14 protein-coding genes are annotated in these 16,114 nt (G+C 49.6%); all 14 read left to right on the forward strand.

Annotated elements, in window-relative coordinates:
* Positions 1 to 7 precede the first annotated feature (7 nt).
* The 14 genes from hflK to CFF01_RS02850 all read left to right on the forward strand — a co-directional run bounded on the left by hflK (position 8) and on the right by CFF01_RS02850 (position 16,087).
* The gene (hflK, locus tag CFF01_RS02785; protein ID WP_033538738.1) at positions 8 to 1,150 is read left to right on the forward strand and encodes an FtsH protease activity modulator HflK; all 1,143 of its coding nucleotides are present in this window, start codon (positions 8 to 10) and stop codon (positions 1,148 to 1,150) included.
* 2 nt (positions 1,151 to 1,152) lie between these two features.
* Entirely contained in the window at positions 1,153 to 2,031 is an 879-nt protein-coding gene (gene hflC, locus CFF01_RS02790) for a protease modulator HflC (RefSeq protein ID WP_033538737.1), read from the forward strand.
* Between the two features lie 334 nt (positions 2,032 to 2,365).
* Positions 2,366 to 2,956, forward strand: coding sequence for a ubiquinol-cytochrome c reductase iron-sulfur subunit (petA, locus tag CFF01_RS02795; RefSeq protein WP_033538736.1), 591 nt, complete (start codon positions 2,366 to 2,368; stop codon positions 2,954 to 2,956).
* On the forward strand, positions 2,956 to 4,170 hold the full coding sequence (locus CFF01_RS02800; RefSeq protein WP_033538735.1) for a cytochrome b: 1,215 nt from the start codon (positions 2,956 to 2,958) through the stop codon (positions 4,168 to 4,170). Before petA ends, CFF01_RS02800 begins: the two co-directional genes overlap by 1 nt.
* Positions 4,170 to 4,871: a cytochrome c1 gene (locus CFF01_RS02805; RefSeq protein ID WP_033538734.1), complete on the forward strand. Its 702-nt coding sequence runs from the start codon at positions 4,170 to 4,172 to the stop codon at positions 4,869 to 4,871. The genes CFF01_RS02800 and CFF01_RS02805 overlap by 1 nt, the downstream gene beginning before the upstream one ends.
* Before the next feature lie 109 nt (positions 4,872 to 4,980).
* Entirely contained in the window at positions 4,981 to 5,610 is a 630-nt protein-coding gene (sspA, locus tag CFF01_RS02810) for a stringent starvation protein SspA (protein ID WP_033538733.1), read from the forward strand.
* A complete protein-coding gene (locus tag CFF01_RS02815) occupies positions 5,611 to 6,069 on the forward strand; it encodes a ClpXP protease specificity-enhancing factor (RefSeq protein WP_088903782.1) in 459 nt (152 codons plus the stop codon).
* A 182-nt stretch (positions 6,070 to 6,251) separates the two neighbouring features.
* Complete coding sequence (locus tag CFF01_RS02820; protein WP_088903783.1) at positions 6,252 to 6,839, forward strand: anthranilate synthase component II; 588 nt, start codon at positions 6,252 to 6,254, stop codon at positions 6,837 to 6,839.
* A 203-nt stretch (positions 6,840 to 7,042) separates the two neighbouring features.
* A complete protein-coding gene (locus CFF01_RS02825; RefSeq protein ID WP_088903784.1) occupies positions 7,043 to 9,517 on the forward strand; it encodes a S9 family peptidase in 2,475 nt (824 codons plus the stop codon).
* A 117-nt stretch (positions 9,518 to 9,634) separates the two neighbouring features.
* Positions 9,635 to 10,780 carry an HDOD domain-containing protein gene (locus tag CFF01_RS02830; RefSeq protein ID WP_088903785.1) on the forward strand — a complete coding sequence of 382 codons (1,146 nt, stop codon included), beginning with the start codon at positions 9,635 to 9,637 and terminating at the stop codon, positions 10,778 to 10,780.
* 523 nt (positions 10,781 to 11,303) lie between these two features.
* Positions 11,304 to 12,521: an aspartate aminotransferase family protein gene (locus CFF01_RS02835; RefSeq protein WP_033538728.1), complete on the forward strand. Its 1,218-nt coding sequence runs from the start codon at positions 11,304 to 11,306 to the stop codon at positions 12,519 to 12,521.
* 134 nt (positions 12,522 to 12,655) lie between these two features.
* Positions 12,656 to 13,675 carry an arginine N-succinyltransferase gene (astA, locus tag CFF01_RS02840; RefSeq protein ID WP_033538727.1) on the forward strand — a complete coding sequence of 340 codons (1,020 nt, stop codon included), beginning with the start codon at positions 12,656 to 12,658 and terminating at the stop codon, positions 13,673 to 13,675.
* Between the two features lie 9 nt (positions 13,676 to 13,684).
* Complete coding sequence (gene astD, locus CFF01_RS02845) at positions 13,685 to 15,145, forward strand: succinylglutamate-semialdehyde dehydrogenase (protein ID WP_088903786.1); 1,461 nt, start codon at positions 13,685 to 13,687, stop codon at positions 15,143 to 15,145.
* Between the two features lie 141 nt (positions 15,146 to 15,286).
* Positions 15,287 to 16,087, forward strand: a complete 801-nt coding sequence (locus CFF01_RS02850; protein ID WP_033538725.1) for a DUF1338 domain-containing protein — start codon at positions 15,287 to 15,289, stop codon at positions 16,085 to 16,087.
* Positions 16,088 to 16,114 lie beyond the last annotated feature (27 nt).

Genomic DNA, 16,114 nt, shown 5'->3' on the forward strand with positions numbered 1-16,114 from the left:
GTGCTAAATGGCTTGGAACGAGCCCGGTAACAAGGGTCAAGACCCTTGGGGAAACAAGAACGGCAATGACAAAGGGCCACCAGATCTCGATGAAGTATTTAAGAATATTTCTAAGCGTTTTGGTGGTAAAGGTAATGGCGCTGGCGGTGGTTTCAGTGCATTAGGTTTTATCATTGTATTAGGCATCGCCGTTGTCGTGTGGGGACTCTCAGGTTTCTATACGGTGAAAGAAGCCGAAAAGGGTGTGGCGCTACGTTTTGGTGAATATATTGGCCAAGTAGAGCCGGGCCTGCAGTGGAAGGCAACCTTTATCGATGAGGTCTTCCCAGTGAACGTGAGTAATGTTCGCTCTATTCCAGCCTCTGGCAGCATGCTTACCGCGGACGAAAACGTCGTGCTGGTTGAGCTGGATGTGCAATATATTGTTGTCGATCCTTATCGCTATTTGTTTAGCGCGGTTGATGCCAATTCGAGCTTGCGTGAAGCGACTGACAGTGCGCTGCGATATGTCGTAGGTCACAACAGGATGGATGACATTCTGACGACTGGTCGTGATCAGATCCGTCGTGATACTTGGGAAGAAGTTGAGCGTATCATCAAGCCTTACAATCTAGGTATTGAGATCCGTGACGTGAACTTCTTGCCAGCACGTCCGCCTGAAGAGGTAAAAGATGCCTTCGATGACGCCATCGCCGCTCAGGAAGATGAGCAGCGCTTTATTCGTGAAGCTGAGGCTTATTCTCGTGAGATCGAGCCTAAGGCGCGCGGTACTGTGCAGCGTATGGAGCAGCAGGCAAATGCATATAAAGAACGTGAGATCTTAGAGGCTCGCGGTAAAGTGGCTCGTTTCGAGAAGTTGTTGCCTGAGTACCAGGCGGCACCAGAAGTGACTCGTAACCGTCTCTACATAGATGCCATGTCAAAAGTGCTTTCTGGCACCAATAAGGTATTGGTCGACTCTAAGTCGGGCAATAACATGATGTATCTGCCGTTAGATAAGTTAATGGAACAGCGCACTCAAACTAAACCGACTAAGTCTGTTGAGTTGGATGCGGTCAATGATTCAGTTAATAGCATAGTAGATAGTGTGAGCATGCCGCTGGATGGAAGACCTTCTCGTAGCGACCGAACTCGTCAGGGGAGGAACTAAACATGGGTAGATTATCTGTCATTATTGCAGCTATCTTAGTTGCCGTAGGCCTGTCATCTTTGATGGTGGTCAACGAAGGTGAACGCGCTATCGTGTCTCGCTTTGGTAAGATCCTTAAAGATGATGGTGTGACTCGTATCTACAAGCCGGGTCTGCACATAAAGTTACCAGTGATCGATAAGATCAAGATTTTAGATTCTCGTATCCAGACGATGGATGGCGCTGCGGATCGCTTCGTGACCTCAGAGAAGAAAGACTTGATGGTCGATTCTTATGTGAAATGGCGCATCAAGGATCATGAGAAGTACTATCTGGCCACTAACGGCGGTAACAAGGTTCAGGCTGAGTCTCTACTCCAGCGCAAGATCAACAACGATCTGCGTACCGAGTTTGGTCGTCGTACCATTAAAGATATCGTTTCTGGTAGCCGTGATGAGCTTCAGCAAGACGCTTTGCGTAATGCCTCTGATAGTGCTCAAGATCTAGGTATCGAGGTGGTCGATGTGCGTGTTAAGCAGATCAACCTGCCTGCTAACGTGAGTTCGAGCATTTACCAGCGTATGCGCGCCGAGCGTACTGCGGTGGCGAAAGAGCATCGTGCTCAGGGTAAGGAGCAGTCTGAGATCATTCGCGCTAAGACAGATGCGAGTGTGACTATTCAGATCGCCGAGGCTGAGCGTAAGGCTCTGCAGGTACGTGGTGAAGGTGATGCCATTGCCGCGAAGATCTATGCAGATGCTTATAAGAAAGATCCTGAGTTTTACTCTTTCTTGCGTAGCCTAGAGGCTTATCAGGCAAGTTTCGAGAAGGGGTCTAACGTTATGGTCATTGAGCCGGAAGGTGACTTCTTCAAGTATATGAAGGACGCTAACGCTAAATAGTTCTCATTGAGTCTGATTTGTATTAAAGCCCGACAAGTTCGGGCTTTTTTTACTCTTATCGGCGCAAGTTACTAATTTAGCTTTGGTTGTTATTCTTGTTTATTATTTTTTGTCGTAAAATCCTGGTCGATTATCTTTTGTATTGCTGCTCTTTATCTTCTAGAATCGCCATTTTTCTATCATAGTTAACTTTGTGCTTTGTTTTACTATGATCTGGTTCTAATTTTTGGCTATAATGAGCCCCGCCTCAAATTTGATTTTTGCGCTTTGGGGTAAAACCCCAAAATCAAAAATTTTTAAAACAAAAATTCCAACACTCTCTGGAGATAAGTGGATGAGCAATGCGCCAGTCGATACCGGACGTCGCAGATTCCTGACCGCAGCAACCGCCGTAGTGGGTGGTGTTGGTGCCGTCGCTGTAGCGGTTCCTTTTATAAAGTCGTGGAATCCGAGTGCCAAAGCGAAAGCTGCAGGTGCGCCGGTTGAAGTAAATATTAGTAAGTTAGAACCGGGTCAGCTGATCCGTGTTGAATGGCGTGGTAAGCCTGTATGGGTTGTCCGCCGCACTGAAGAGATCTTAAACGGTCTTGCTACTCTCGATGATCAACTACGTGATCCAGCCTCAAACGAAGAGCAACAACCTGCCTACGCGCAGAATGCGGTTCGTTCTATTAAGCCTGAGTATTTTATTGCTGTTGGTCTATGTACGCATCTAGGTTGTTCGCCAACGTATCTACCTGATACCTTTGGTGAGCAAGTAGAAGGCGTTGCGTCTGGTTTCTTCTGCCCATGTCATGGTTCTAAGTTTGATATGGCGGGCCGTGTATTCCAAGGTGTACCAGCGCCGTTGAACCTAGTTGTTCCACCTCATCAATATATTGATGACGGCAACGTGATTATCGGTGTCGATCAGGGGGCTGCATAATGGTTAAGAATATTATCGATTGGATTGATGCACGCATCCCAATGACGGCGACTTATAATCGTCACGTTGGTCAATATGCGACGCCGACCAACTTCAACTTCTGGTATTTCTTTGGTTCTTTGGCCATGTTGGTGCTGGTAAACCAGCTACTGACCGGTATCTGGCTAACCATGAACTATGTGCCGACTGCAGAAGGTGCGTTTGCCTCTATCGAATACATCATGCGTGATGTGGAGTATGGCTGGCTATTACGTTACATGCACTCAACGGGGGCTTCTGCCTTCTTCGTGGTGATCTACCTGCACATGTTCCGTGGACTGCTCTATGGTTCATACCAAAAGCCAAGAGAACTGCTCTGGTTGTTTGGTATGTTGATCTTCCTGGTACTGATGGCTGAAGCCTTTATGGGTTATCTGCTGCCATGGGGACAGATGTCTTACTGGGGAGCACAGGTTATTATCTCGCTGTTCGGTGCGATTCCTGTTATCGGTGACGATCTAACACTTTGGATCCGTGGTGACTTCGTTGTTTCTGGCGCGACACTGAACCGTTTCTTCGCCCTACACGTTATCGCGCTACCTTTAGTCCTAGTGGTATTAGTGTTCTTACACCTTATCGCTCTGCACGAAGTGGGTTCGAACAACCCTGATGGTATCGAAATTAAGAAGAACAAGGATGAGAATGGCTGGCCGAAAGATGGTATCCCATTCCACCCATACTACACAGTGAAAGATATCATGGGCGTCGCTGGCTTCCTGATTGTCTTCTGCTACGTGTTGTTCTTTATGCCTGAAGGTGGTGGATACTTCCTGGAGAAGCCAAACTTTGAAGCGGCTAACCCAATGAAGACCCCAGAGCATATCGCTCCTGTTTGGTACTTCACGCCTTTCTACGCCATTCTGCGTGCGATTCCTGATAAGTTATTAGGGGTTGTCGGCATGGGCCTAGCGATTGCTGTCCTCTTCGTTCTACCTTGGTTAGATCGTTGTAAGGTGAAGTCAATTCGCTACCGTAGCATGATTCATAAGCTGAATATTGGTCAGTTTGCCGTATCTTTCATTGTCTTAGGCTACTTGGGTGCCGTACCTGCGACGCCGACGCTGACAATTGCTGCGCGTATCTTTACTCTGACATACTTCGGTTTCTTCTTAGCGCTGTGGCTATACAGTAAGAATGAGAAAACTAAGCCTGTACCAGAGAGGTTGACCCACTAATGAAAAAATTACTGATTGCATTAGTTACATTAGTACCATCTCTTGCGTTTGCTGCAGGTGGTGCCAATGTTCATCTAGAAAGTGCTAACGTCGACCTGAATGACAAAGAGTCGCTCGAACGTGGTTTGGATGCTTTCCAACACTACTGTTCAGGTTGTCACAGCACTCAGTACCAGCGTTATAACCGCGTTGCCGAAGACTTAGGTATCTCTGTAGACGATATGCGTAACAAGTATATGTTTAACAGTGACGCTAAAGTAGGCGATCTGATGGAGAACGCCATTCCTGAAGCCGAAGCGGCTAAATGGTTTGGTGCGGCGCCGCCAGATTTGACCTTGGTAGCTCGTGTACGTGGTGAAGACTGGGTTTACACTTATTTGAAGAGCTTCTACAAAGATGACTCTCGTCCATTTGGTGTAAACAACACAGTATTTCCGTCAGTGGCCATGCCACACGTACTGGAAGAGCTGCAAGGTTTGCCGGTTAAACAAGAAGATGGCAGCTTTGTCACTATGGGTGGCAAGTTAACCGCAGAAGAATATGATCAAGTGGTTCGTGATATCACTGGCTTCCTGGTTTATTCGGGTGAGCCAGTCAAACTTGAGCGTGAACGCTTAGGTTGGTGGGTATTGGGCTTCCTGTTTATTTTCTTTATTGTGGCCTACCTCTTGAAGAAAGAGTACTGGAAAGATGTACACTAACCCCCAATAAAGGTTAGAATATATTATCCGCATATTATAAACGGGGGGCTCTGCCCCTCGTTTGTTTTTGCTTTTTTAGCTTTTTGAATTTAAATCTTGGAGGGTATCAATGGCTGTTGCTGCCAATAAACGCTCAATCATGACCCTGTTTTCAGGCGCCGACGATCTCTATAGCCATCAAGTCCGTATCGTCTTGGCGGAGAAGGGAGTGACTGTCGATGTTCTGCAGGTAGATCCTAGTGAAATGCCTGAAGATCTTATTGAGCTAAATCCATACAACACAGTACCGACTCTGGTTGATCGTGAACTTGTGCTCTATAACTCACGCATCATCATGGAATATCTGGATGAGCGTTTCCCGCATCCACCTCTTATGCCTGTTTACCCTGTATCACGTGGTCAGACGCGTCTGATGATGCACCGCATCGAAAACGACTGGTACAGCCTGGTCGATCGTATCCGTAATGGCGATCGTGCCGATGAGGCGCGTAAAGAGTTGCAGGAAAGCCTGACGGCTATCGCACCTATCTTTAACGAAATGCCTTACTTTATGGCTGAAGAGTTCGGTCTGGCCGACTGCTACTTAGGCCCGCTGTTATGGCGTCTGCCTGTATTGGGTATCGAGCTAGATAGCCGCACAGCAAAAGAGGTTAAAGCCTATATGACACGTCTGTTTGATCGTGATTCATTTAAGGCGTCTTTGACCGAGGCTGAGCGCGAAATGCGCATGGGTATCTAAATGAAGCCGATGACCCCTAACCGTCCTTATTTGTTGCAGGCCTACTATGATTGGCTTATGGACAATGAGCTGACACCACATGTAGTGGTCGATGCCTATGTACCTGGTACGCAAGTGCCGCAGCAGTATGTTAAAGATGGACAGATAGTGCTTAATATTACCGCCAGTGCCGTGGGTAATTTGCAGATAGGTCATGACTTCATCGAGTTTAACGCCCGTTTTGGTGGCGTACCCCAGCAGGTGGTATTGCCTATGGCCTCGATCGTCGCTATCTATGCCAGAGAAAATGGCGCAGGTACAGTATTCGATCAGGAAGAGGCCTATCAACTGGAGGCGGATGCCCAAGATTTAAGGCTCTCCGTTGTCGATGAGACTAAGACTGAAGACAAGCCGTCTTCAACGGCGTCGCAAGACAAGGAAAAGCCAAAGCGTCGTGGTCACCTCACCATAGTGAAGTGAAACACCAACACCCGATAAAAAACCAGCCTAGGCTGGTTTTTTTGTATCACAAATCTTCCATTAGTATGTTGCTTTATCGGCAGAGGCTCAGCTCGAATAGGCAGAGTGGATGATCCCATCAGGACTCTGTGTTAGCATCTGCGCCAGAAAAACGCGACACAACTCACACGAGCAATTTATCCATGATCCTGATGATCGACAACTACGACTCCTTTACCTTTAACCTAGTGCAGTATTTTCAGCAGTTAGGTGAGGAGATAGTTGTCAGGCGCAACGATGAGGTGACGCTTGAGGAGATAGAGGCCTTGGCTCCGAGTTTGTTAGTGATTTCACCTGGCCCCTGCAGCCCCAATGAGGCGGGGATATCCTTAGCAGCCATCAGCCACTTTGCCGGCAAGCTTCCCATATTGGGTGTGTGTCTGGGTCATCAGGCGATCGCTCAGGCCTTTGGTGTTAAGGTGATTCGAGCGAAGCGGGTGATGCACGGCAAGACCAGCGCCATCACGCACAGCAATTGTCGCCTGTTTCAGGATTTAAATCAGCCGCTGACCGTCACTCGCTATCACTCCTTGCTAGTCGATGAAGTGCCAGAAGGATTTGAGCTGGATGCCTGGTTTGATGACCCTGTACATGGGCGTGAGATCATGGGCATGAGTCATCCTAGCCTTGGTCTCTACGGCGTGCAGTTTCATCCAGAATCGATACTGACCGAACAAGGGTTAGAGCTTCTGGCCAATATGGTTAAGTTAGCCCAAAGGCCATTAAGCTAGTTTTTACTTCCAGAAATACCAGCTTTTCTCTCTCCAAATTAGGTGTCGCAAAAGTTAATGAATCGCGCGGCTTTTTTTCAAAATGTTACAAGTTTTATCCTGCTAATCTCACCGTCCTTTCCTCATTTTATGATATAAAAGGCAGCAAAATAACAAGGCTCAGCCTCTTGCTGTCTGGGTAATATCAATAATAAGGAAGGACGATGACGGGTGCGTTTCGTGGATTGGGTCTGAGCATATTGACCCTCACCATCTTAGGGGGCTGTGCTGCAACCCCTTCAACTGACAAGGTTCAAACCAAGGCGCCATCGCCTGTCGTGCTGGCAACGCCGCCGAGTGTTGACAGTCAGCTGACACTGAATCAGATCATGGCTAATCCAGATTGGATGGGTATCCTCGCCAAGGGCGAATACTGGAGTGATGACAGCCAGTCAGTTTACTTTGCCCGTCAGGCGCATCAGTCTCCTCTGCGAGACTATTATCAACAGTCAATAACAGCCGGTGAAGCCTCAAAGTTGGCACTTGATGCCCTACATCAAGCGGATCAGCAATATGGCGTACTAGATAGTGACCGTACTCGTAAGGCCTATATCTATCAGGGCAATCTGTTCGTTAAAGATCTGCTCAGTGGCAAGGTGTCACAGCTGACACGTCAAAACACTAAGGTCGATGGCGTGCGTTTCCTGACCAATGGCGATATCGCCTATTGGCAAGGGCAGCAGGTGTTCCGTATCCATGGCGATACTGGCCTGTATGAACAGATTGCCAATATTAAGATGGCTAAGGCACCTAAAGGTGTTGAGGCGCCGAGCGGCTATATCGCCAAGCAGCAGCACAGGCTGATTGAGTATGTCGCCTTGCAGCAGACCCAAGCCGAACAGAAAGAGCAATATCAGGCTGAACTTGCCAAGCAAGATCCCACAATGACCGCTAAAACCTGGTATCTGGGCGAAGAGGAAACCGTTTCCCAGATGAGTCTGTCGCCCGACGGTCGCTACCTGCTGCTCTCTCTGGTCGATAAAAACTATAGCTGGCGCTCAGAGCATGACATTATGCCCAACTACTTAGGCAGCCAGGGTTATGTAGATGCTGTACCTGCCAGGGCCCGTGTCGCCGAAGATAAGTTTCCCGGGGAGCGTCTGGTGCTGCTTGATCTGGTGCAGCATGAGAAGCGCGATATCACTATCGAAGGACTCACAGGTTTCGATGAAGATGTGCTGGCTTCGGTAAAGGCCGAAAATGCCAAAGCGAAAGGCGAGACCTATAAGAGCGAGAAGAGTCCGCGTAAAGTCCAGCTGATGCAAGACTGGGGCTGGACTCAGAGCGCTATGCAGTGGCAGGCCAAGGACAACAAAGTCGCTATCATGCTCGAAGCCGTGGACAACAAAGATAGATGGATTGCCACCCTTAACCTGGCTGCAGGCAAGCTTAATACCGAGCATAGACTGCACGACGATGCCTGGGTTAACTACAATTTCAATCAGTTTGGCTGGCTACCAGAGAGCGATACCCTTTATTATCTCTCGGAAGAAACCGGTTATTCTCACCTTTACCTTAAGCCAAGTGGAGCCAAACCCCAGGCACTGACCCAGGGTCAGTATGTGGTTAGCGACATCACCCTGGGCCCCAAGGCCGAGTATATCTACTACAAGGCCAACAAAGACCATCCGGGTATCGACAATGTGTACCGCGTTAAGCTGGCCACGGGGCAGAGTGAGCAGCTTACCCAATGGGATGGTCAGTTGGATTACAGCCTGAGCCCAGACGGTAGCAAGCTACTGCTTAATGCATCGCGCCGCACCCAGCCTAGCGAGCTGTTTGTACAGGCCATTGGCGGAGAGCTTAAGCAGTTGACTCATTACACGTCAGATGCCTTCAAGCAGTATCCTTGGCAGGCACCAGAAGTGGTTAAGGTGCCATCGAGCCATGGCGCAGGCGATGTCTATGCAAGGGTTTATCTGCCGCAAGGTTATGATAAGGCGAGCGCTGATAAGTACCCAGCGGTGATCTTTAATCATGGTGCGGGTTATCTGCAAAACGCCCATTATGGTTTCTCGGGCTACTTCCGTGAGTTTATGTTCCACAACCTGTTAACCCAGCAGGGTTATGTGGTGATGGATATGGACTATCGAGGCTCTAAAGGCTATGGCCGTGACTGGCGCACAGCGGTGTACCGCAACATGGGCCACCCAGAAGTCGAAGATCTCAAAGATGGCGTCAGCTGGATGGCAAGCAATGTCAATGTCGATGCCAATCGCGTCGGCACCTATGGTGGCTCCTACGGTGGTTTCCTCACCTTTATGGCGCTGTTTAACGAACCAGAGTTGTTCCAGGCCGGGGCGGCACTGCGTCCGGTAAGCGATTGGGCTCACTATAATGCGCCTTATACCTCTAACATACTCAACACCCCGGATGTGGATGCTATCGCCTACGAGCGCAGCTCACCGATTGAACATGCCGAGGGCCTGCAGAAGCCTCTGCTTATCATGAGTGGCGTACTGGATGATAACGTTTTCTTCCAAGATAGCGTGCGTCTGGTACAGCGATTGATTGAGCTCGAGAAGCCAATGTTTGAAACGGCAATCTACCCGGTTGAACCTCACGGTTTCCGTCAGCCATCGAGTTGGTTAGATGAATATCGCCGCATCTTTAAGTTATTCGAGCAAGAGTTAAAGTGATAATCAAGAGGGTCTCCAATGGAGACCCTTTTTTTGTTGCCAACTTCTCGCTGTGAAGTCACTGAATTGGTGTAATATAAGGCCAGTGAGCTTAGTTTGCTGAGGAGAACAGCTTAGGTGGCAAAGTCCATTGCCGGTGGTGTCCGTCCGGGGATCATCATAGATATAGAACACAGGCTTTTGAAACAGATCATCGTCGGCAAGCAAAAAGCCGCGGCGTCTATGTTTGATGACCTAGACCGTGAACTGGAAAATGATGCCAATAAGCTCGATATCGAGCGTGACGCCGTGTTTGAGCGCCTCTCAAAGCAGATCCAAGCCAGGCAGGTGTATGAGGCGGTGTCGGCCCAGCTGATCACCACGATCACCACCACCTTGGATAATCAACTGGCGTCGCCTGATCTCTTGATAAAGCAGTCGGGGATCAACGAGAACCAGATGTTGATGCTGGAGCTTCTGTATGAGAAAAACCTCGATCTCAATCGTTTACGCCTGCTGATCGCCGATCTGCCTTGGCTGGCGCGGGATCTCACCAATATGGTCAATAGTCCATCCTTCAGACACAAGCGGCAACATCGTTCTGACGTTAAGGTGACTGAGATAAAGCTAGTGCTTAACTTTATTGGGGTGGAAAACCTTAAGCTGGTGATCCCCTATTTTTGCTTGCGTAATTGGTTGCCTACAGGCCATGCCAATCTACTGTGGACAACACGTAAGCTGTGGCGATACGCCATGTTAACTGGCATTGCCGCCAAGGCGTTGGCACAGCTTAACGAGCTGGATATCGCCCAAGCTTATACCAGCAGTCTGCTGCACCAACTCGGGATCTCTGTGGTGCTGAAAAACAGCGCTAAGGTTTATGAGAATATCTGGGGTACCTGGCTGCGCGAGGCTAGTGCCAGTCGCGATAAGGAGCTGCATGATGCCGTGCTGGCTACCGAGTTCCCCGCCGAGGAGATCTATCAGCAGGTGCTACAACATGCCCACAAGTTGAATTGGCGCCTGCCGGAGCTGCTCGACTTTAACACCAGCCTCCTGACCCAGACGCAAAAAGAACTCGACACCTCGCTTAGTTATAGTGAGCTTTCCGAGTATGCCGCCTTAGTGGCTCGCGCCAGCTGTTTTGCTAAGGTATTGATGCTCGAAGAGATGCGGATGATCTCGCCGAAAGAGAAACAGCTGATGTTCGACTATTATCTGTTGTCAGAGCAGGAACAGATACGTCTTAAGGGGCAAAACTACCGCAAGCTAGATCTTTATTGATTTTGCTTGTTGGATCCTTGTTATTTGGGTAAAGCCACGGCGCCTCTAGTGAGGGCTGTGGCTTTTGTTTTATGGAGCGCTAATCCCCGGCAGCAGTGGTCTGAGGTAACAGAGCCGGCGGAAAAGGCGGATTCATTATGACAGTCGAAATGAACTGGGTTACTGCCTGTTTTTAGTGTTATTTGCTGTGGAAATGTTTTACTATCCATTCACGTCGAATGTGACTATATATTCAAAATATTTACATTATTAGTGAAAGCTTGGGTCGATAAATTTTTTTCTGACTATTTATGCTCAACGCGGGGTTATAAACGCTTGTATAACCTTTAAGCTCAAATCTTTATGCATTTGTTATGCACATACAAAGAAGGCTTGACTAGAGGAACTGGTATTTTGATCACGTTTTCGCTATTAATGACCCCCTAGAAAACAAAATAACCGTCATCGAAGGGCGCCGCTTTTCGAAAAAAGACGGGTACGACAGGCTGTTGAAGCCTTCGGCAACATTGAAAGGATGAGTAGAATGAGCGTAAACCATAAGCTAACCCGAGCCCAGTTTGATGAAGTAATGGTGCCTAACTATGCACCATCGGCTGTGATCCCTGTCCGTGGTGAGGGGAGCCGAGTTTGGGATCAGGATGGCAACGAGTTTATAGATTTTGCCGGTGGTATCGCGGTGAACTGTTTAGGTCATTGTCATCCGGCGCTTGTGAGCGCATTAAAAGAGCAAGGCGAGAAGCTTTGGCATCTTTCAAACGTTATGACTAACGAGCCAGCTTTGGCGCTGGCGACTAAATTGGTTGAGGCCACTTTCGCCGAGAAGGTTTATTTTGCCAACTCTGGCGCAGAAGCTAACGAGGCAGCCCTAAAGCTGGCGCGCCGTTATGCCATGGAAAAATTTGGCGCTGAAAAAGATCAGATCATCGCCTTCGACAAGGCTTTCCACGGCCGAACCTTCTTCACCGTAAGTGTTGGTGGTCAGGCGGCATACTCTGACGGTTTTGGTCCTAAGCCACAATCTATTACTCACTTACCATTTAACGACATTGCGGCGCTTGAAGCCGAAGTGTCTGATAAGACATGTGCCATCATGCTTGAGCCGCTTCAAGGCGAAGGCGGTATCATTGATGCCGATCCTGAGTTCCTGCAGGCAGTTCGCGCCCTGGCCGACAAGCACAACGCCCTAGTGATCTTCGATGAAGTACAAACGGGTGTGGGTCGTCTGGGTGAACTTTACGCCTACATGCGTACCGACGTGGTACCGGATATCCTCACTACCGCTAAGGCGCTAGGTGGTGGTTTCCCTATCGCGGCGATGCTGACAACGACTGAGATTGCCTCTCACCTTAAGATTGGTACCCATGGTTCGACTTACGGCGGTAACCCGTTAGCGTGCGCCATAGGCAATGCGGTACTTGACGTAGTGAACACCCCTGAGGTGCTTGAGGGTGTTAAACGTCGCGAGCAGCTGCTACGTGATGGCCTGAACCAGATCAACGAAAAGTACAATGTATTTAGCCAAGTGCGCGGTCAAGGTTTGCTACTGGGCGCGGTGCTGAATGAGCAATACCAGGGTCGTTCAAAAGATTTCTTGGTTGCCGGTATCGGTGAAGGCTTGATGAGCCTGGTTGCCGGTGCAAACGTTATTCGTTTTACTCCTTCTCTTGTTATCCCTGAGGCCGATATCGCCGAGGGTCTTGCTCGTTTCGAACGTGCAGTAGCCAAAGTAGTAGCTGGCTAAGCGACAGTATAAGCGCGGGGTAACAGCCGCGCTTTTTTGTCTGTGGAAATACTTGAACCTCAAACGTGTCATATTGGTCTTAGTGTTAAGACTGTCTGCGTTTGAACGACAAGGACAAGTGAGGAGACTCAGAGATGTTAATTATCCGCCCCATCCGCTCAAGCGATTTTGATGCCTTGTATCAGATCGCTATCGAGTCTGGACATGGATTCACGTCTTTACCAGTCAATGAAGAACTATTAAGAAAAAAGATTGCCCGCGTTGAAGCCTCGTTCGTCAAGGAGATCGAGAAGCCCTTCGATGAAGGTTATCTTATGGTGCTGGAAGATACAGAGACTGGCGAAGTGGTCGGTACCTGTGGTCTCGAGGCCGCCGTAGGCATGGTCGATGCTTTCTATCACTATCGTCTGGGTACCGAGGTCTACTACTCTGAGCAGATCGATGTGCGCAACGAAGTGGAGACTCTGACCCTGTGTCATGATTACACTGGCGCCGCCGAACTATGTACTCTGTTTTTGCGTGATTCCTATCGTAAAAACAACAATGGCCGCATGCTGTCTCGCAGCCGCTTCCTGTTTCTGGCGCAGCACGCCGAGCGTTTCGGTGAAACTGTGATTGCCGAGATGCGTGGCGAGAGCGACGCAGAGGGCAACTCGCCTTTCTATGGTTGGTTGCAGAAGCATTTCCTGGGCATAGATTTTGTGCAGGCAGATTACCTGTCTGGCCTGGGGCAGAAGGCCTTTATGGCCGAGATGATGCCGAAAAACAGCGTCTATGTTTGTCTTTTACCAGAAGAGGCGCAAAAGGTGATTGGCGAGGTGCATACTAACACTCGTCCAGCGCTTAACCTGTTGCAGGCAGAAGGCTTTAGGTGTCGTGGCTATGTGGATATTTTCGATGGTGGCCCGACGGTGGAGTGTAATCTTCACGACATTCGCTCGGTCAGAGAGAGCCGTCTGCTGACGGTTAAGTTGGGTGAAATGCCCGCCTCTAGCTGTAGCTTTATTATCTCAAATACTTTGTTAGCGGGTTACCGTGCAACCTCGGCCAAATTGATGGTCAGCGATGAAACGGATGAGGTGATCCTCTCCCCCGAACTCGCCGGTGCGCTCTTGGTGGCCGAAGGTGAACAGATCCGTGTTTTGGCAATGTAGGAATTTATGATGAGTCAATTTATTAACGGCCAGTGGGTTGCCGGTCTGGGCCATGATGTGGTCTCGAAGAACCCTGCAAATCAAGAAGTCATATGGGAAAGCAAGACGGCGACACCTGAACAGGTTAATGCAGCGGTTGAGGCGGCTCGCGCCGCACAGTTCGACTGGTTTATGTCGGGTTTCGATGCACGTCTGGCGATTGTTGAAGCCTACCGCGATCAGCTAGAGGCTCACAAAGCCGATATCGCCGAGGTGATCGCTCAAGAAACCGGTAAGCCACAGTGGGAAACCGCCACCGAAGCGGGTGCCATGATTGGTAAGATCGGTCTGTCGGTTGCGGCCTACCATAAGCGTACCGGTACCACCGAGAGTGATACACCAGCGGGTCGCGCTGTGCTGCGTCATAAGCCTCATGGTGTAGTGGCTGTTTTTGGCCCCTATAACTTCCCGGGTCATCTGCCTAACGGCCACATAGTGCCTGCACTACTGGCGGGTAATACTGTCGTATTCAAGCCCTCTGAGCTAACCCCTAAAACGGCTGAGCTAATGCTTAAACTGTGGGAAAAGGCGGGTCTGCCTGCTGGAGTGATCAACCTGGTTCAAGGTGAAGTGGAAACCGGTAAGGCGCTGGCGTCACACTCTCAAATCGACGGCCTCTTCTTTACCGGTAGCTCTCGCACAGGTCATATCCTGCATCAGCAATATGCGGGTCATCCGGGTAAGATCCTGGCCCTTGAGATGGGTGGTAATAACCCGCTTATCATCAAAGGTGTTAAGGATACCAAGGCTGCCGTGCATGACATTATTCAGTCGGCCTATATCTCGTCGGGGCAACGCTGCACTTGTGCTCGTCGTCTATACGTACAGAAGGGCGCCGAGGGCGATACCTTGTTAGCGCAACTTGTTGAGGCGGTTAAGCAGATCAAGGTTGGCCCTTGGGATGCCCAGCCACAGCCTTTCATGGGCTCTATGATCTCAGAGACGGCGGCTAAAGGCATGGTGGAAGCTCAGCGTAACTTGGTTAACTTAGGCGGTACGCCTCTGGTTGAGCTGCAGCACCTAGAAGCCGGAACGGGTCTGGTTTCTCCGGGTCTTATCGATGTGACTCAGGTGATCGAACTGCCTGATGAAGAGTATTTCGGTCCACTGCTACAGGTGGTGCGTTACACTGATTTCGACGAAGCGATCAGGTTGGCAAACAACACCCGCTATGGTCTTTCAGCCGGTATTTTGGCCGATAGCCGTGAAGATTACGATTATTTCCTGGCGCGTATTCGTGCGGGTATCGTCAATTGGAACAAGCAGATCACTGGCGCATCAGGTTCGGCTCCCTTTGGTGGTGTCGGTGCCTCGGGTAACCACAGAGCGAGCGCCTTTTACGCTGCCGACTACTGTGCCTACCCAGTGGCTTCGGTCGAGGCCGATGCGCTGGCGATGCCAGCGAGCCTGAGTCCAGGTTTGACTATTTAGTAAAACAAGCATGGGAGTGGGTATTTTGCCTGCTCCCATTTTTATAGGCGTACACGAAAACTCTCGTTGTACTTATATCGTGAAAACAAACAAACCGGCGCGATAACGACCGGTAACACGATGATGTTAAGGAAGAAATTGATGCATACCGATGTAAACCAGCTATTTGCCGCCCTATGGGACGACTATGTTGAAATGACCCCCTCAGCCGCCAAGGTTCACCAGTTACTGGCCAAGGGTGAGACCATCATCAACGATCATATCGCCCTACGTACCTTCAACATTGCCAAGGTGAACCTGAGTGTTCTGGCTAAGCATTTCGAGTCACTGGGCTATGTGGCCTGCGGCGATTACGACTTCGAAGCCAAGAAGCTAAAGGCCAAGCACTTTGAGCATCCGGATCCAACTCAGCCAAAGGTGTTTATCTCTGAGCTGATGGTTGAGGCATTTAGCCCCGAGCTACAAGCCATTGTCCATGGCCTGGTGGAGCAGGTGGACGAAGCCGCAACCACTGCGGATAACTTCCTCTATTCTGGTCGTCACTGGGAGCTGGATTATGCAACCTATGAGCAGTTACTGGCAGAGAGCGAGTATGCGGCTTGGGTAGCGGCTTTCGGCTACCGTGCCAACCACTTTACGGTATCAATCAACCATCTGCCTGGATACAACACTATCCTCGAGGTGAACGAGACCCTTAAGCAGGGCGACTTCGTGCTGAACAGTGTCGGCGGCGAGGTGAAAGGGTCGGCTGAAGTATTGCTGGAGCAGTCATCCACCATGGCGGACAAGGTTGAAGTCAGCTTTAAAGATGCCCAGAAGACGATTCCAAGCTGTTTCTATGAGTTTGCCTTGCGCTACCCTAAGGCTGATGGCGAGCTTTACACAGGCTTTGTGGCAGCCTCTGCGGATAAGATCTTCGAGAGCACTAATAACGCCGGTTAATATTAGGCAGATAAAAAAAGCCGATGC

It is taken from the genome of Shewanella marisflavi (assembly GCF_002215585.1).
GTDB lineage: Bacteria > Pseudomonadota > Gammaproteobacteria > Enterobacterales > Shewanellaceae > Shewanella > Shewanella marisflavi.